We start from the raw sequence: 15662 nt of genomic DNA on the forward strand, positions 1-15662 counted from the left end.
TGCAACAAAGCCAGGCAAGTAGTCTGTTAACAGAAACTAGCCCGAAGCAGTGCTTCGGGCTAGTTTTTTCAAAAGCTGACAGCCAAGGTAATTTCTTCGCAACGTAGTGTGTTCAACCTATTGGCAGCATGGAAAAATCGGGGTGGGCAGACTGGCTTTTCAAAGCGCTTGTTGCGGGGCTACAACTGTTTTTTCTGTATGGCATGGGGCGGTTTCTGTACCTGATGGGCGGCCTGCATCTGACGAACCCCTTTCAGAAAGGGTGGAAGCATTTATACCAGATCTATGGTAGCATGACGGCTGTACGGCCAATGCACCTGGCTTCAGCCTGCATTGGAGCTGTTACCTACAACGACACGGTAGAAATTGGCTGGGACCAAGCGGAACTGGTAATGCGCAAAACCTTTTTTTCTGATGACCTGGTACGCATTCCTTACGCACATTTCACCCTTATTGCGGCTCCCCAACAGCACACCATCTGGCGGATTCCTATTCGTACCGACGGCCTATTTGCAGTTAGCGGCGTCAGCATAGCTTTCAAAAGCGCCGTAGCCGCTCAGCTTATCGAGCGAATTCCGCGCAAATAAAGTGGGTTTCGGGGCTGCCAGCCGCTCATGACCAAACCTCCGTGCGGCCCCTGCGTTCCTCTGCGGAAACCCACGACTGAGCGTCATGATTGTCAATTACGTGCCCACGGGCTGGCAGATTATTTACCAGCAAGCCCACGCCCTGCTAGCGGCGCAGCTGCTACACCAGTGGCCCTCCTTCCTACCCTGCGACCAATGGGTAGGCCTGCTCGCCGCGGCGGCCCAGCACGATGATGAACAGGAGAACTGGGACGGGCACTACGGCCTAACGCCGGCTGGGGCGCCAGCGAACTTCACCATGAAGGAATTTTCGTTGGCGCAAGCTACGGGCGTCATGAAAGCTGCTCGCTTCCAGGGCCGTTGGCGCAGCTTACTGACCAGCCTGCACCTAAGTACCTTGTACGAAGGCCTGCGCGGACAGCAGTCCGAGCTTGATACTTTTCTGGATGAGCAGCTGGCCAACCAGAAACGGTGGTTGCGGGAACTGAAAATCAAGAAAGCCGACGCCCAGCAGGCCTATACTCTGCTGCACTGGTGCGACCGGCTCAGCCTGATTTTGTGCCGCCACGAGTTGCCCGAAATGGGCCGGACCCTGGAAATCTACCAGGGCCCTGATGGTCAGAGCTACCACGTGCTACAGCCCCAGGCCAATGGCCCAGTGCGCGTACAGCCGTGGCCCTTTCGGGAAAAGCAGTTCATGGTAAGCGTAGAAGCCAGCGCTTTGCACCAGCTCCAGTTTCAGAACGATGCAGAGCTGGCGCAGGCCCTGCGCGACGCGCCCATTGAAACCCTGCGCTGGGAACTGGCCTCGTCGGCAGAATAAGGTGCTTTCCCAGGGCAGTGGCCCCAATATTCCTACGGGTGCTTGGTCTGGCCGTATGGTGGAGCTTCCCGCGCCAATTCGTCAAATTTGGGTAGGCCCTCCGAACGTCCTTCCCGCGCGGCCCGTACTACCCGCAGCCTTTCCTCTCAGAAACCTGCCCTATGGCTACGCACTACCGCCTTTCCGACATTGTTAACATCCTGAAAACCACCGCCAGCGAGTTCATGGTCAACAACTCGTTCCGACACGCGGCGGCGCTTTCCTACTACACCATTTTCTCGCTCCCTCCCCTGCTGCTCATCGTCATTACGGTGGCCAGCTCCGTTTACGGAGCCGAGGCCGTAACGGGCCAGATTTACGGACAGATGCGCGGGTTTCTGGGCGCCGATTCAGCCAAGTTTTTGCAGGACTCCATCGCCGAGTTTACCAAGCAGCAGAAAAGCGGGGTAGCCTCCATCATTGGCATTGGCACGCTGGTATTCGCGGCCACTACTTTCTTCGTGACCCTGCAGGAGAGCATCAACGACATCTGGAACCTCAAGGTGAAGCCCCGCAACGGCATCTGGCAGTTCATCCGTGACCGGCTGCTATCCTTCGGCCTGATTTTGAGCGTTGCGCTGCTGCTGCTGATTTCCTTTGTCATCAGCGCCATGCTTAGTGTTTTTACCGACCAGCTGCAGCGCTGGTTTCCCGAGGTAGCCGTCATCTTTATCCACCTGATTGACTTTGCACTTTCCCTCTTTATTACCTCCCTACTCTTTGGCCTTATCTACCGCTTTCTGCCGGACGCCATCATCCGGTGGCGCGACGTGGGCATTGGGGCGGTCATTACGGCATTACTGTTTTTGGTAGGTAAATATTTGATTGCCTTCTACATTGCGCAATCTGACCCCGGTTCGGCATTTGGGGCAGCGGGCTCGGCCATTGTGCTGCTGCTGTGGGTAAACTACTCCTCGCTCATCATTTTCTTCGGGGCCGAGTTCACCCAGGAGTTTGCCGACGCCTTCGGGCAAAAGGTGCAGCCCAAGGCCCACGCCGTGCGCATTGAAACCCGCGAAGTACCCGAGGGTGAAACCAAGGAAGAAATCAGCACCGGGCGGCCGCGTGCCGAAGGCCGCTGGAAAAGCTAGGCTGGTTGGCACACCCAACCCGAAATTCCCAGAAAAGACAGCTGCGCAATATGCGGCTGTCTTTTTTGCTTTAGCTTGCCCTGCTGAACAGTTCCCCAACGCCCCGTTGCCTGCCGGGAGTCGGGGTAAGAGCTCTGGCACCTGCCCTCGTTTAAGCAGCTAATGCTCCACCATAGCCGAAGAATGCTTCGCAATTTTCGGCCTATAGGAAACGTACTATTCTTTTACTAATGAGCAGGCTGGGGCTGGGTACCGCTGCTCAGGCTGCCGCGCCGCTGGCCCGCAATACCCGGCGCGAACAGCGCCAATTTATTCAGCATGTATCGGCTGCCATGTCCATGTGCGAGCGGCTACAGGCCAAAAGTCAGAAACAGCCTCTCACTTTCCTGTTAGCCGTGGATACCCAGAGCGTACTGCCGACCCTGCAAGGCGGCATGCTCAAGAACACGCCCCCCTGGCCAACCGCTGCGGCCTTGACAAAATGAAGGACAGCAAGCTTATGAAAAGCGTGGGGTAGAAGATTGCCCTGCGTATTATCCAGCAGTGACCCACCTGTATGCTCCAACTCGGCATTGATGAGTACATGAAGCGCAAGTAAGCCCCTCTTTTTTTCTTAAAAACAGAAGCGCCACAACGAATAGGTTGCGGCGCTTCTGTTTTTGAGAAAGTCGGAAATCTACGCTACCTCGGCCTTTTCCTTCACGGCCAGCTGACCGCAGGCGGCGTCGATGTCTTTTCCGCGGGAGCGGCGCACGTTGGTTTGCACGCCCCGGTCGGCTAGGTACTTGTGGAAGGCCATCAGCTTATCGTCGGCGGTGTTGACGTAGTCGGCGTTTTCGATGGGGTTGTACTCGATGAGGTTCACCTTGCAAGGAATCCACTTCGAAATCTGGTACAGCTCCTCGGCGTCCTGCAACGTGTCATTAAAGCTCTCGAACACGATGTACTCGTAGGTAACCTTGCGGCCGGTAACCTGGTGGTAGTGCTTGAGGGCGTCCTTCAACGAAGCAAGAGAATTGGCTTCGTTAATGGGCATGATTTCGTTGCGCTTCGTGTCGTTGGGCGCGTGCAGCGAGAGGGCCAGGTTGGCCTTCACATCGTCGTCGGCCAGCTTCTTAATCATCTTGGCAATGCCAGCGGTGCTGACGGTGATGCGGCGCGGAGCCATGTTCAGGCCGTCGGGGGCGGTGATGCGCTCAATGCTCTTTACTACGTTAGCGTAGTTCAGCAGCGGCTCGCCCATGCCCATGTACACGATGTTGGTGAGCGGGGTACCGTACTGCTTTTCGCACTGCTCCCGAATGCGCACTACCTGGTCATAAATCTCAGCCGCATCGAGGTTACGCTTGCGCTCCATGTAGCCGGTAGCGCAGAACTTGCAGGTCAGGGAGCAGCCTACCTGCGAGCTGATGCAGGCCGTCATGCGCGTGTCGTGCGGGATAAGCACGCCCTCCACAATGTTGCCGTCGTGCAGGCGGAAGGCCGATTTGATGGTGCCGTCGTTGGAGAGCTGGGAGTTTTGCACCTGCACGCCATTGATGACGAAGTGCTGGGCCAGCAGCTCGCGCGTAGCCAAAGAGATGTTGTTCATCTCCTCAAACGACGAAGCCGTGTTTTTCCATAGCCACTCCAGCACCTGCTTGGCGCGGAAAGGCTTCTCGCCGTGCTCCACCATAAAGGCCTTGAGCTCGTCGGGGGTAAGTTTGCGGATATCGCGCTTCGAAACTACGGGCAGGTCAATCATCATAACTGCAAAGATACAAGGCGGAAAGCCGAACCCCTAGGTCTTCTTTTCCAGAACATCCCTCAACCCGCTGAACCTGAAAAAAGTGCCGGCCGGTGGAGTGGTGAAATGATGAAGTGGTGAGTTTGTCATTGCGAGCAGAGCGAAGCAATCCGTCCTGGCAATGTGCTACCCCTAAAAACGTGATAAGCCCTTACCGCCAGCACAGACAACGACGGCTTGTCAGGTTAGAAGGCGTGTCACAGGGAAAGGACGGATTGCTTCGTCGTGCCTCCTCGCAATGACATTTCACCATTTCACCACTCCACAAACTCACAACTTCGCAATTTCCCTTACCTTGGCAGCGTAAACTTTAGGGGTGTTCTGCCATGCAGGACTGAGAAATACCCTTTGAACCTGATCCGGGTAATGCTGGCGAAGGGAAAAGTGACTGAACCGGGCCAACCTGTGCCCGTGGCGTGCGCCCCTACAAGTTTATTGTTTTGACACTCAACCAGCTAACCGCTTGTTGCATGACCCTTTTTGTCAACGATAAACCGCACGAAGCCCCCGACGCCCCTACCCTCTTCACCACCCTCGAAGCCCTGGCTCTCACGCCACTGCGGGGCATTGCCGTGGCCGTGAACGACGAGGTAGTAGCCCGCCCCGACTGGCCCGACTTCCAGCTCCGCCCCCAGGACCGCATCACCGTCATTCGGGCTACCCAAGGGGGGTAGGCCGGCCCTACCCCAACCAGCGGCTACCCCCTCCCTACCCTGCGAGCAGCCGCTGTTCACTTCAGCTTCCTTTCCTTCTTCTGATGAAAAAAGACCACGCCCCCCAGCAGACGCTGGTGGAACGCGCGCCCCTGACCGGCTCGCGCAAGATTTACGTGCCGGGCCAGCTCTACCCCAATCTGCGGGTAGCCATGCGCGAAATCAGTCTCAGCGACACCCAGCGCAAGTTCGATTTCACTAACCCCACGGAGCAAAACCCGCCCGTAACGGTGTACGACACCAGCGGACCCTACACCGACCCGGCCGTAGAAATCGACCTGAAGAAGGGATTGCCGCGCCTGCGCGAGGAGTGGGTTCTGGAGCGCGGCGACGTGGAGCAACTGCCCGGCACTTCGTCGGAATACGGGCAGCAGCGCGCCGCCGACCCGAAGCTGGACCACCTGCGCTTCGAGCACATCCGGCGTCCCTACCGCGCCAAGGTGGGCCACACCGTGACGCAGCTCCACTACGCCAAGCAAGGCATCATCACCCCGGAAATGGAATACATTGCCATCCGGGAAAACCAGCGCATTGACATGCTGGCTGCCGATGACGCTTTGAAAGCCCAGCACCAGGGTCACAGTTTCGGGGCCAATACGCCTCAGGGTCGTATTACACCGGAGTTTGTGCGCGAGGAGGTGGCGGCGGGCCGGGCGGTTATACCCTCGAACATCAACCACCCGGAGGCCGAGCCCATGATTATCGGGCGCAACTTCCTGGTGAAAATCAACACCAACATCGGAAACTCGGCCGTCACATCGAGCATTGAGGAAGAGGTAGATAAGGCCGTGTGGAGCTGCCGCTGGGGCGGCGATACGCTGATGGACCTGAGCACGGGCAAGAACATCCACGAAACGCGGGAGTGGATTATTCGCAACTGCCCGGTGCCGGTGGGTACGGTGCCCATTTATCAGGCCCTGGAAAAAGTAAACGGCAAGGCCGAGGACCTAACTTGGGAGCTGTTCCGCGACACCCTGATTGAGCAAGCCGAGCAGGGCGTGGACTACTTCACGATTCACGCCGGGGTGCGCCTGCCCTACATTCCGCTCACGGCCAAGCGCGTGACGGGCATTGTGTCGCGTGGGGGCTCCATTATGGCAAAATGGTGCCTGGCTCACCATCAGGAAAACTTCCTGTACACCCACTTCGAGGAAATCTGCCAGATCATGAAGGCCTACGACGTGGCCTTTTCCCTGGGCGACGGCCTGCGCCCCGGCTCCATTGCCGACGCCAACGACGAGGCCCAGTTCGCGGAGCTAGAAACCCTGGGCGAGCTGACGAAAATTGCCTGGGCCCACGATGTACAGGTGATGATTGAGGGTCCTGGTCACGTGCCTATGCACCTGATTAAGCAGAACATGGAGAAGCAGTTGAAGGAGTGTCACGAGGCCCCCTTCTACACCCTCGGCCCTCTAACCACCGACATTGCGCCCGGCTATGACCACATCACCTCGGCCATCGGGGCGGCTATGATTGGCTGGTTTGGCACGGCCATGCTCTGCTACGTGACTCCGAAAGAGCACCTCGGTTTGCCCAATAAGCAGGATGTGAAAGACGGCGTCATTGCCTACAAAATCGCCGCCCACGCCGCTGACCTAGCCAAGGGCCACCCCGGCGCTCAGTACCGCGACAACGCCCTGAGCAAAGCTCGTTTCGAGTTCCGCTGGGAAGACCAGTTCAACCTCTCGCTGGACCCCGACACCGCCCGCGAGTACCATGACGAAACCCTTCCCGCCGAAGGTGCCAAGGTGGCCCACTTCTGCTCCATGTGCGGCCCGCACTTCTGCTCCATGAAAATCACCCAGGAAGTGCGCGACTTCGCTGCTAAGCAGGAAGTGCAGCCCGACGAGGCCCTGGCCCACGGCCTAGCCGAAAAAGCCCGGGAATTCGTGGAGAAAGGCAGTGAAATCTATCTGTGATTGAGTTGTCAGTTATCAGTTGCCAGTTGTCAGTCGGCGCTGACGCCTGCTCCTGACAACCGGCAACTGGCAACTGATAACTCTATGCGTCCTTACGCTCTGAGTATGGCCGGCTTCGACCCTAGTGGTGGGGCCGGCCTGCTGGCCGACTGCAAAACCATGGAGGCCCTGGGCGTCTACGGGCTAGGCGTGTGCACGGCCCTCACGGTGCAGAACGACGTGGAGTTTGAGCGGATCATAGGGGTAGCAACTGCCGACGTGCGGGACCAGGTGCAAGTGCTGCTGCGGCGCTTCCCGGTGGAATGGGCCAAGCTGGGGTTGGTGGACAACCTACCGGAACTACCCGGCCTGCTGGCCTGGCTGCGGGAGTTGCGCCCTACCCTAAGTTTGGTCTGGGACCCGGTGCTGAAGGCCAGTGCCGGCTACGACTTCCATACCACACCGACCCCGCAGCTGGTGGCCCAGCTGTGCCGACAGTTGGCCTTGCTTACGCCCAACCAACCCGAGATGCTACGCCTGTGGCCCGCTGCTACTCCTGAGTTGGCGGCGGCGGCAGTCAGCATGTTTTGCCCGGTACTGCTGAAAGGCGGTCACACCACCGGCCCCGAAGCTACCGACCTACTGTTCAGCGACGGGCAGGAAGTAGCCCGGTTCACTACCCCTCGCCTGCCCCACGGCGAGAAGCACGGCAGCGGCTGCGTACTGTCGGCGGCCATTACGGCGGAGCTGGCGAAAGGGCAGACGCTGCTGGAAGCCTGCCGCCGCGGGAAAGACTACACCACCCGGGTACTCGCCAGTAACGACACGCTGCTGGGCTACCATTTTCAAGACCACTAACCTATGCGCATCAGCAACCTTCAATTTATTACGGACTCCCCCGCCCAAGCCGAGCAGGCCTGTGCCGGCGGAGTGCGCTGGGTACAGTTGCGGGTGAAAAACACGCCCCACACTGCCTGGAAGCAGCTGGCCCTGAACACCCAACAGATTTGCCGCCGCTACGGCGCTACCCTCCTCATCAACGACAACCCTCAGATTGCTCAGGAAATTAGGGCAGACGGGGTGCACCTGGGCCAGCAGGATATGCCGCCGGATGATGCCCGCGCCATTCTGGGTCCAGATTTCATCATCGGCGGCACGGCCAACACGTTTGCGGATATCGAGCGACTGGCCGCCGCGGGCGTGGATTACATCGGGTTGGGGCCGTTTCGGTTTACGGTCACGAAAGAACGCCTCAGCCCGATTCTGGGGCTGGAAGGCTACGCGACCATCATGGCCCAGTGCCGCGCGGCGGGCATCACGGTGCCGGTGGTGGGCATTGGCGGCATCACGCCGGCCGATGTACCCAGCTTGCTGGCTACGGGCCTGCACGGGGTAGCCGTGTCCGGGGCCATTTCGGCGGCCCCGGAGCCGCAGCTGGCGGCCGCCACTTTCCTCACGCTTCTTCCCACCTCACTCCCTACCCCCCAATGATGGCCCAACCCCTTGTAGTAGCGGGTCGCACCTTTACCTCGCGCCTGTTTACCGGCACTGGCAAGTTCAGCTCGGCGGCGCTGATGGAGGAAACCCTGCTGGCTTCGGGCTCGGAGCTGGTGACGGTGGCCCTCAAGCGGGTGGACGTTGGCAACGACCAGGATGATATTCTGCGCCACCTGCAGCACCCGCAGTTCAGCCTACTGCCCAACACCTCCGGGGTGCGCACGGCCCGCGAGGCGGTATTTGCGGCCCAGCTCGCCCGCGAAGCCCTGGAAACCAACTGGCTCAAGCTCGAAATTCACCCCGACCCCAAGTACCTGCTGCCCGACCCCATTGAAACCCTGAAAGCGGCCGAGGAGCTGGTGAAGCTGGGCTTCGTGGTGCTGCCCTACATCCACGCCGACCCGGTGCTGTGCAAGCGCCTGGAGGAAGTAGGCGTGGCGGCCGTTATGCCCCTCGGCGCGCCTATTGGCAGCAACCAGGGCCTGCGCACCCGCGACTTCCTCGAAATCATCATCGGGCAGAGCAAGGTGCCGGTGGTGGTAGATGCTGGTCTGGGCGCGCCCTCGCACGCCGCCGAGGCCATGGAGTTGGGGGCCGATGCCGTGCTTGTTAATACGGCCCTGGCCGTGGCTGGCAATCCGGTGCAAATGGCCCACGCCTTCCGGCTGGCCGTGGAAGCTGGCCGCCTTGCCTACGAAGCCAAGCTGGCCGCCCCCGTGCGCAACGCCGCCGTAGCCAGCAGTCCGCTTACTTCTTTCTTGGGGGAGAACTGAAACCAGCAGTTGCTGCCCCTGGCCTATGGTCATGCCGAGGCGCAGCCGCCCCGAAGGTCGCAGTAGGCAAGCATCTGGCGTGCTTTCTAAGACCGTCATGCTGAACCCCGCGAAGCATCTCTACCGCTTCGTTGATTCTTCTCTAGGCCAGTTGATTAGCCAGAGGTAGAGATGCTTCGACAAGCTTAGCATGACCGTCTGACGTCAACCAACAGGCTAGCGGCTTTCCTACCCCTACTACCACCCCAAAACCTTACCCCGCACATGTCCTTCCGTTCTGTTTTCGAGGCCTACCCTTGGGATGAGGTGAAAGCCGACATCTACGCCAAAACGGCCGCCGATGTGGAGCGGGCCCTGGCCGCGCCGCGCCGCACCCTCGACGACTTTCAGGCCCTGATTTCGCCGGCTGCCGCGCCCTACCTCGAGCAGATGGCCCAACTCAGCCAGCACCTGACGCGGCAGCGTTTCGGGCGTACTATGCAGTTGTTCGCGCCGCTTTACCTGAGCAACGAGTGCCAGAACATCTGCACTTACTGCGGCTTCAGTATGGACAACAAGCTGCGCCGCCGTACCCTGAGCAGCGTAGAGATTTTGCAGGAAGCGGCCGTGCTCAAGGACTGGGGCTACGAGCACGTGCTGCTGGTAACCGGCGAGGCCAACCAAACCGTGGGGGTCGAGTACCTGCGCAACGCCCTGCGCACCCTGCGCCCGCACTTCGCCCACCTGGCCATGGAAGTGCAGCCCCTGGACCAGACCGATTACGAGCAGCTGACTCCGGAGGGCCTGAACACGGTGCTGGTGTACCAGGAAACCTACCACCAGCACGACTACCGTAAGCACCACCCGAAAGGCCGCAAGTCGAACTTCTACTACCGCCTCGATACGCCCGACCGCCTGGGCCGCGCCGGCATTCATAAGATGGGGCTGGGCGTGCTGTTTGGCTTGGAAGACTGGCGCACCGATTCCTTTTTCACGGCCCTACACCTCGACTACCTGGAGCGTACCTACTGGCAGACCAAGTACAGCCTGTCGTTCCCGCGCCTGCGCCCCGCCGAAGGGCTGCTGCAACCCAAAGTAGAAATGACGGACCGGGAGCTTGTGCAGCTGATTTGCGCCTACCGCCTCCTGAATCATGAAGTGGAGCTTTCCCTCTCCACCCGCGAAACGTCCCGGTTCCGGGACCATGTGAGTCAGTTGGGCATCACGACCATGAGCGCAGGTTCCAAAACCAACCCCGGTGGCTACGCCGTGGAGCCGGAATCCTTGGAGCAGTTCGAAATCAGCGACGAGCGCAGCCCCCGGGAAATAGCCGCCATGCTCCGCCGCCAGGGGTATGAGCCCGTTTGGAAAGATTGGGACTTAGCGCTCCAGAGCTGAGGTTGGCGGCTGGCTAGGGGATAGGCGTCTGCTCCCGGCTGAGGTAGTAGCCGCCCACCGCGGCGCCTACCCCGGCGCACACCATCAGCAACTGATTGGTGCCATCCTGGCCCCGGCTAGCCTGCATAGAGCTGAGCAGGAACATAGAGCCCCACCAGCCCAGAAAGGCGCAGACTAGAGTCATCGTCCTACTAGCCGTATATTCTCCCCGGTCGCTCATCTGCAGGAAGGCATACACACCCAGCCCAATACCCGCCGGTATGCCCAGCAACAGAAACAGCACACCCCACAGAAACTGTCCCAGGTTCTGCCCCTTAAAGGCCTCACCCATTACTGGCGCGCTTATCAGCAGTAGCACGGGTAAGAGCGCCGAATTCTTCCTTCTTGATGCCATATAATAGTCAGTAGCTTACTTCACTATTGAGTAAATAGAACGTCATGTTAGTAAAAAGAACGTCATGTCGAGCTTGCCGAGACATCTTGCCTGAATCGTTGAGTTAGCGTGGCAACATCAGCACGCGAGATGTCTCGACAAGTTCGACATGACAACGTGCTGGGGCGGAATGACGGGCTGAGACAAAGTGATGTACTGAAACAGATGGATGTGCTGGGAAAACGCCCGAAATGTTTCGGTGCACTCTGCCTGTCAGGTTCTTGTTTGGCTTACAACTGCTTTCCATACGCCAGATCGGCCAACTCCCGGAAAGCCGCTACCGGGTCCGGCGCTTCCCAGACGGCGCCCAGCACGGCGGCACCCGCAAAGCCGGTCTGCCGGGCTAGCGGGAGCGTGCCGGCCTGGATGCCGCCCAGGGCCAGCACCCGGGCTTCGGGCACGGCTTGCAGGGTAGCAGCTACCTCCGACAGCGCGAAAGCACTGGGGTAGCCTACCTTACTGATGCTGTTAAAGATGGGGCTAAGGAACACGTAGTCGAATGCCGCGCCCAGGGCCTGTACCTCGGCCAGGGAATGCAGGGCGGTAGAAACGGTGCCGCTGGCGGGCCGAACCTGGTGCTGACCCGCCGCGCGGGCGCTGGCCGTGAAATGCACGCCGCCTACCCCGAACTTCGCCGCCAACTCGTGGTGGTTATGCAGCACGAGGTGGGGCAGCCATTGGGCCGGCGCGGCGCGCAGCCAGGCGGCGGTTTTGGCTGGGGTCCAGGCGGGGCGGCGCAGGTGCAGGCGCGGGGGCGTGGGGCTCTCCATAATAGCGGCCAGCACCTTCATTTCGGCGGGATGCGGCTCCGGGGCCGTTAGCAGAATCAGCTGAAAGCCGGGGCCTGAGCTCATGCGGTTTCGCCGCGCAGGCGGGCGGTGTACTCGTCCGTAAGGGGTAGGAGCTGGCGAGTGGTGTAGTTGAAGCCGAGCATGCCGGTTTTGGCGCGGGCAATTTCGCGGCCGTCCTGGTTTTTCACCCAGTACACCAAATCGAAACCGTACTTGCTCAGGTCGGTGGCGGCCATCTGAATGTGCAGCACGTCGCCGTAAAATCCTTCGCCCTTGTACTCAATGGCCACATCGGCCATAATGTGGCCCAGGCCGGTGGCGGGGTCGAACTCGGCGTGGCCCAGGTGGCGCAGAAACTGCACCCGCGCCTCGTGCAGAATGCTCAGTAGGGCATCGTTGCCGAGGTGGGCGCCGTAGTTGAGGTCAGTGATGCGCACCGGAATTTCCGTGGTGAGCAGGTAGGTTTCGGGCAGCTGGACTTTAACGCGGGGCATGGGGTAGGCCGATGGAGGGCCGATAAAGTACGGCGGTTTTTTGGTGCCCGCACAACCCGAGGGCGCCAACCCCGGCGTTCTGAACAGTACCTGCTGCCGCGGCCGCTCTACCCCTTGCTACCGCCGAAACCTCAAACGCAGTATATTAGCCAAGTTCTGCCCCCTGCCCGCGCGGCTCCGGTGCCCGATTTTTCTTTTTCCGCCCCCTTTCCATGTCTACACCTCACGTTGAAGTTCGCGCCACTGCCGACGGCTCCAGCACCCTGTACGTGCCGGCGCTCAACGAGCATTACCACAGCACCCACGGCGCCCTGCAGGAGGCCCGACACGTGTACCTGGCTGCCGGCCTGGAGCCAGCCCTGACCGGGGAAAACCCCGTGGTGTGGGTGCTGGAAGTAGGCTTTGGTACCGGCCTGAATGCCCTGCTGACCCTGGAGCGCAGCCTCACCGCCGGGCAAAAGATTTTCTACGATACCATCGAGAAGTTTCCCCTGCCATGGGAAGTAGTCAGCCAGATGCACCCCGAAGGCCACCTAGCCAGCCCTGAGCTGCTAGACTACCAGCACCAGCTGCACGCCGCCGCCTGGAACCGCCCCGTACCCCTGACCCCCACCTTCGAGCTGCTGAAGCGCGCCGGCGAGTTGCAAACCACCGCCCTACCCCACAATACCTACCAGGTTATCTACTTCGACGCCTTCGCCCCGGAAAAGCAGCCCGATATGTGGACCGACGAGGTGTTCGCGCAACTCTACCATGCCGCCGCGCCCGGTGGGGTGCTGGTCAGCTACTGCGCCAAGGGCTCGTTCAAGCGCAGCCTGAAGGCCGCCGGCTGGCTGGTGGAAAAGATTCCCGGACCGCCCGGCAAGCGCGAAATGACCCGGGCGCGGAAGCAGGAGTAACTACATATATCCGCTATGAAGCTTAATCGTCGGCTGAATCAACTCACGGAAGCTGATTATCACCACCTGCTCGTTCACTACCGGCGCTATACCGATTTTAACTCGCTGGGGCTGTTCCGCAGTTTACTGGAAAACGAGAAGCTGAATCTGGAGCAGCAGCTGCGCCTGCGGAATGCGGCGGCCGCGGAGTTTCCTAAATTCTACGAGTTTCTACAGCTGAAGGACCCGGACACGTACTTCCGTCTCAGCACCCTGGGGCAGGAGCTAACCGTAGCCGATGAGCGGGCGGCGTGGACTGAAATCCGCCAGACGCAGCAGCGCATCCTAACCGAGAAGCGCATCCGGCACCGCGGGTTTGGCACGTATTCCAAGCATAACTGCGGGTATGATAACTGCCCACTTAACGGCCTAATGATCCGGCAAGGAACATACTTTGCGGAGGAGGTTATGGGATTTAAGACTGACAGACGAATCTGCCATGTGCCCTACGGCCCCCGTGTTGACCACCGCGCTGAGCAGCGTCGCCGGGAGCGGAAAGCCTGGCCCAGCCGACGGAATTATCTGGAAGAATAACTAAGCCTCTGCCCACTTCCCGCATCCTGCGTAAGTTGCCGGTATTATGAGTCGTAAGCTATTAGAAACCGACGGGCGCGAGTGGGTACAGAAGGGGATTATCTCGGAGGCGCAGCGCGAGCAGCTGCTGGACCTTTATCCTACTGATGCCACCGCCATTGGCCTACTGCCATTGCTGGGTTCCTTGCTGGTAGGGCTGAGTGCCCTGAGCGTGGTAGCGGCCAATTGGCAGGGCTTGCCCGAGGTGGTGCGCCTGGCCTTGCTGCTGGGATCTTTGTGCGGGGCCTACGCCGGCGGCGAGTATTTCCGGCGTCGCGGCAACCTCAACCTGGGCATGGGCCTGATTGCCCTGGGCCTGATCTTGTTCGGGGCCAGCATTGTGCTGACCAGCCAGCTCTACCAGCTCATCGGCTACGACCTCACGGGGCTGCTGGCCTGGGCCGTGGCCGGCATGGCCCTGACGTGGTTGTACCGCAGCCGCTTGCTGTTCCTGATGACGGCCGTTATCAGCGGCATCGTGCAGGGCTACAATACTGGGCAACTGGGCGCGTTCAGCTACCTCACGGCCATCGGCACGGCTTTGGGGTTGGGCTACTATTGGTGGCGCCGCCCCAATGCCTTGCTGGGCGGAGTGCTGGCTACCGGTCTGCTCTGGCAGGCAGCTTTGCTGATCAACCACCTGCACGTTAAAATCACCTGGTTTTTTATTCCAGCCATGCTGGTGTATGCCTTCGGCGACTGGCAACCCGACCGGCCAGCGGGCCGGGCTTTGCAGGGCCCGCCGCTGGTAGCAGCCTTCCTGTTTACGCTGGGTCTGGCTTTGTTTGGCGAATCGGATTTGTACGCGGGGCAACTGCGGGCGCCCCTGCTGCCCTACTTGGCTTCGCTGGCTGGGGTGCTGGCACTGTCAGTATTTGGCAAGCGGCAGCGCGGCCGCCTTGGCAGCCTCACCGACTGGCTGCTATTGCTTCCCGGATTCTATTTCACGGGCGGCCTGCCCCTGGCCATCGCCACGCTGGTAGTGTTGTATGCCTACTCCGGGGCCGTATTGCTGCGGGCGCATCAGGAGCAAAACCAAGACCGCGTAACGCTGGGCACGGTATTGTTTATCATCACCACAGCCGTAGCGTACTTTAAGCTCACCTGGGGCTTTCTGGACAAGTCGTTGTTTTTCCTGCTGGGGGGCCTGCTGCTGCTGGGGCTGAGCTGGTGGCTGCGGCGCCGTGCGGCACACACCTTTTCCTCTTCCACTCCTTCGAAGCCATGAGCCCACCACTTGCTGATACCCCGACTCCTGTTCCGGGCCGGGCCGGAGGTAGCACGACAGCACCTCTGGCAGAAGTACCCGAGCCTCGGCGCCGCCGGTGGGTGCAATGGCTGGTAGGAGCCCAGGTGCTGTTTGTGTTGGGCGTAGCAGCGGCGGGGTACGCCACGGCTGCGCTGGGCCGCACCATTACGCTACGCACCCGCCCCGTTGATCCGCGCGACTTGCTGTACGGCGACTACGTGACGCTGCGTTACCAAGTCAGTGAGCTGCCGGGGCATCTGTGGCGTGGCTCCGTTCTGCCTCGCCGCCACCAGCCCGCCTACGTGCTCCTGGAGCCCCAACCCGATGGTACGTATACTGCGGTGGCCGCTTTCCCCGAGAAGCCATCTACCACGGGTAGCCAGGCAGTGCTGCGCGGCTCGGTGCAGGATGTATGGCGGCGGGGTATCCGGCTGCGGTACGGTCTGGAACGTTATTATGTGCCGGAAGGCCAGGGCCGCGCTCTGGAGCGGCGCCAAAGCCTACGGGTAGAAGTTAGCGTAGCGCCCTGGGGCCAGGCCCGCATTACGAAGGTAGAGCCAGCCACTGAGTAGTGCTCTGCAGTACTGGAATATTACTACA

Annotated in this window: 18 protein-coding genes and 1 riboswitch; of the genes, 14 read left to right on the forward strand and 4 right to left on the reverse strand. The window is 60.3% G+C overall.

Features of this window, described 5'->3' with window-relative positions:
- The first annotated feature begins 203 nt into the window (after positions 1-203).
- From K3G63_RS14025 to K3G63_RS14040, 4 genes are all read left to right on the forward strand, one after another.
- Complete coding sequence (locus K3G63_RS14025; RefSeq protein ID WP_220614716.1) at positions 204-587, forward strand: hypothetical protein; 384 nt, start codon at positions 204-206, stop codon at positions 585-587.
- 85 nt (positions 588-672) lie between these two features.
- Entirely contained in the window at positions 673-1410 is a 738-nt protein-coding gene (locus K3G63_RS14030) for a DUF3891 family protein (protein ID WP_220614717.1), read from the forward strand.
- Positions 1411-1571: 161 nt separating this feature from the next.
- Entirely contained in the window at positions 1572-2540 is a 969-nt protein-coding gene (locus K3G63_RS14035; RefSeq protein ID WP_220614718.1) for a YihY/virulence factor BrkB family protein, read from the forward strand.
- 230 nt (positions 2541-2770) lie between these two features.
- A complete protein-coding gene (locus K3G63_RS14040; protein WP_220614719.1) occupies positions 2771-3025 on the forward strand; it encodes a hypothetical protein in 255 nt (84 codons plus the stop codon).
- Positions 3026-3216: 191 nt separating this feature from the next.
- Here K3G63_RS14040 and rlmN read toward each other — a convergent pair whose 3' ends face one another.
- Positions 3217-4284 (reverse strand): 23S rRNA (adenine(2503)-C(2))-methyltransferase RlmN, encoded by a 1068-nt coding sequence (gene rlmN, locus K3G63_RS14045; protein WP_409070871.1) that lies wholly within the window; start codon positions 4282-4284, stop codon positions 3217-3219.
- A 344-nt stretch (positions 4285-4628) separates the two neighbouring features.
- Positions 4629-4724, forward strand: a riboswitch (TPP riboswitch).
- Between the two features lie 72 nt (positions 4725-4796).
- On the opposite strand from rlmN, the gene thiS reads away from it, so the two are divergent.
- The 6 genes from thiS to thiH all read left to right on the forward strand — a co-directional run bounded on the left by thiS (position 4797) and on the right by thiH (position 10584).
- The gene (gene thiS / locus K3G63_RS14050) at positions 4797-5000 is read left to right on the forward strand and encodes a sulfur carrier protein ThiS (RefSeq protein WP_110976359.1); all 204 of its coding nucleotides are present in this window, start codon (positions 4797-4799) and stop codon (positions 4998-5000) included.
- 83 nt (positions 5001-5083) lie between these two features.
- Positions 5084-6958 carry a phosphomethylpyrimidine synthase ThiC gene (gene thiC / locus K3G63_RS14055; protein WP_220614721.1) on the forward strand — a complete coding sequence of 625 codons (1875 nt, stop codon included), beginning with the start codon at positions 5084-5086 and terminating at the stop codon, positions 6956-6958.
- A gap of 84 nt (positions 6959-7042) precedes the next feature.
- Complete coding sequence (locus K3G63_RS14060; protein WP_220614722.1) at positions 7043-7795, forward strand: hydroxymethylpyrimidine/phosphomethylpyrimidine kinase; 753 nt, start codon at positions 7043-7045, stop codon at positions 7793-7795.
- 3 nt (positions 7796-7798) lie between these two features.
- A complete protein-coding gene (locus tag K3G63_RS14065) occupies positions 7799-8428 on the forward strand; it encodes a thiamine phosphate synthase (RefSeq protein WP_220614723.1) in 630 nt (209 codons plus the stop codon).
- Complete coding sequence (locus tag K3G63_RS14070; RefSeq protein ID WP_110976355.1) at positions 8428-9207, forward strand: thiazole synthase; 780 nt, start codon at positions 8428-8430, stop codon at positions 9205-9207. The genes K3G63_RS14065 and K3G63_RS14070 overlap by 1 nt, the downstream gene beginning before the upstream one ends.
- Before the next feature lie 264 nt (positions 9208-9471).
- A complete protein-coding gene (thiH, locus tag K3G63_RS14075) occupies positions 9472-10584 on the forward strand; it encodes a 2-iminoacetate synthase ThiH (protein WP_220614724.1) in 1113 nt (370 codons plus the stop codon).
- 13 nt (positions 10585-10597) lie between these two features.
- Here thiH and K3G63_RS14080 read toward each other — a convergent pair whose 3' ends face one another.
- The 3 genes from K3G63_RS14080 to K3G63_RS14090 form a co-directional block, all read right to left on the reverse strand.
- Positions 10598-10942: a hypothetical protein gene (locus tag K3G63_RS14080; RefSeq protein WP_220614725.1), complete on the reverse strand. Its 345-nt coding sequence runs from the start codon at positions 10940-10942 to the stop codon at positions 10598-10600.
- Between the two features lie 305 nt (positions 10943-11247).
- Positions 11248-11871, reverse strand: a complete 624-nt coding sequence (locus tag K3G63_RS14085; RefSeq protein ID WP_220614726.1) for a thiamine phosphate synthase — start codon at positions 11869-11871, stop codon at positions 11248-11250.
- On the reverse strand, positions 11868-12302 hold the full coding sequence (locus tag K3G63_RS14090) for a thioesterase family protein (RefSeq protein WP_220614727.1): 435 nt from the start codon (positions 12300-12302) through the stop codon (positions 11868-11870). The genes K3G63_RS14085 and K3G63_RS14090 overlap by 4 nt, the downstream gene beginning before the upstream one ends.
- Before the next feature lie 212 nt (positions 12303-12514).
- On the opposite strand from K3G63_RS14090, the gene mnmD reads away from it, so the two are divergent.
- Genes mnmD through K3G63_RS14110 form a run of 4 tightly spaced genes read left to right on the forward strand, consistent with a single transcriptional unit; the run spans position 12515 to position 15634 of the window.
- On the forward strand, positions 12515-13201 hold the full coding sequence (gene mnmD / locus K3G63_RS14095; RefSeq protein WP_220614728.1) for a tRNA (5-methylaminomethyl-2-thiouridine)(34)-methyltransferase MnmD: 687 nt from the start codon (positions 12515-12517) through the stop codon (positions 13199-13201).
- 15 nt (positions 13202-13216) lie between these two features.
- Positions 13217-13774 (forward strand): hypothetical protein, encoded by a 558-nt coding sequence (locus tag K3G63_RS14100; RefSeq protein WP_220614729.1) that lies wholly within the window; start codon positions 13217-13219, stop codon positions 13772-13774.
- Positions 13775-13820: 46 nt separating this feature from the next.
- Entirely contained in the window at positions 13821-15041 is a 1221-nt protein-coding gene (locus K3G63_RS14105) for a DUF2157 domain-containing protein (RefSeq protein WP_220614730.1), read from the forward strand.
- Entirely contained in the window at positions 15038-15634 is a 597-nt protein-coding gene (locus K3G63_RS14110) for a GDYXXLXY domain-containing protein (RefSeq protein ID WP_220614731.1), read from the forward strand. The genes K3G63_RS14105 and K3G63_RS14110 overlap by 4 nt, the downstream gene beginning before the upstream one ends.
- The last annotated feature ends 28 nt before the right edge of the window (positions 15635-15662 follow it).

The organism is Hymenobacter sp. HSC-4F20, assembly GCF_019599275.1.
Taxonomy (GTDB): Bacteria; Bacteroidota; Bacteroidia; order Cytophagales; family Hymenobacteraceae; genus Hymenobacter.

What these genes read in the sequence shown, in the direction of transcription:
- K3G63_RS14110 (WP_220614731.1), top strand. Translation starts at nt 15,038, where the DNA reads ATGAGCCCACCACTTGCTGATACCCCGACTCCTGTTCCGGGCCGGGCC.
- K3G63_RS14030 (WP_220614717.1), top strand. Translation starts at nt 673, where the DNA reads ATGATTGTCAATTACGTGCCCACGGGCTGGCAGATTATTTACCAGCAA.
- K3G63_RS14105 (WP_220614730.1), top strand. Translation starts at nt 13,821, where the DNA reads ATGAGTCGTAAGCTATTAGAAACCGACGGGCGCGAGTGGGTACAGAAG.
- rlmN (WP_409070871.1), bottom strand. Translation starts at nt 4,284, where the DNA reads ATGATTGACCTGCCCGTAGTTTCGAAGCGCGATATCCGCAAACTTACC.
- K3G63_RS14060 (WP_220614722.1), top strand. Translation starts at nt 7,043, where the DNA reads ATGCGTCCTTACGCTCTGAGTATGGCCGGCTTCGACCCTAGTGGTGGG.
- K3G63_RS14070 (WP_110976355.1), top strand. Translation starts at nt 8,428, where the DNA reads ATGGCCCAACCCCTTGTAGTAGCGGGTCGCACCTTTACCTCGCGCCTG.
- mnmD (WP_220614728.1), top strand. Translation starts at nt 12,515, where the DNA reads ATGTCTACACCTCACGTTGAAGTTCGCGCCACTGCCGACGGCTCCAGC.
- K3G63_RS14040 (WP_220614719.1), top strand. Translation starts at nt 2,771, where the DNA reads ATGAGCAGGCTGGGGCTGGGTACCGCTGCTCAGGCTGCCGCGCCGCTG.
- thiH (WP_220614724.1), top strand. Translation starts at nt 9,472, where the DNA reads ATGTCCTTCCGTTCTGTTTTCGAGGCCTACCCTTGGGATGAGGTGAAA.
- thiC (WP_220614721.1), top strand. Translation starts at nt 5,084, where the DNA reads ATGAAAAAAGACCACGCCCCCCAGCAGACGCTGGTGGAACGCGCGCCC.
- K3G63_RS14085 (WP_220614726.1), bottom strand. Translation starts at nt 11,871, where the DNA reads ATGAGCTCAGGCCCCGGCTTTCAGCTGATTCTGCTAACGGCCCCGGAG.
- K3G63_RS14025 (WP_220614716.1), top strand. Translation starts at nt 204, where the DNA reads ATGGGGCGGTTTCTGTACCTGATGGGCGGCCTGCATCTGACGAACCCC.
- K3G63_RS14090 (WP_220614727.1), bottom strand. Translation starts at nt 12,302, where the DNA reads ATGCCCCGCGTTAAAGTCCAGCTGCCCGAAACCTACCTGCTCACCACG.
- K3G63_RS14100 (WP_220614729.1), top strand. Translation starts at nt 13,217, where the DNA reads ATGAAGCTTAATCGTCGGCTGAATCAACTCACGGAAGCTGATTATCAC.
- K3G63_RS14035 (WP_220614718.1), top strand. Translation starts at nt 1,572, where the DNA reads ATGGCTACGCACTACCGCCTTTCCGACATTGTTAACATCCTGAAAACC.
- K3G63_RS14065 (WP_220614723.1), top strand. Translation starts at nt 7,799, where the DNA reads ATGCGCATCAGCAACCTTCAATTTATTACGGACTCCCCCGCCCAAGCC.
- thiS (WP_110976359.1), top strand. Translation starts at nt 4,797, where the DNA reads ATGACCCTTTTTGTCAACGATAAACCGCACGAAGCCCCCGACGCCCCT.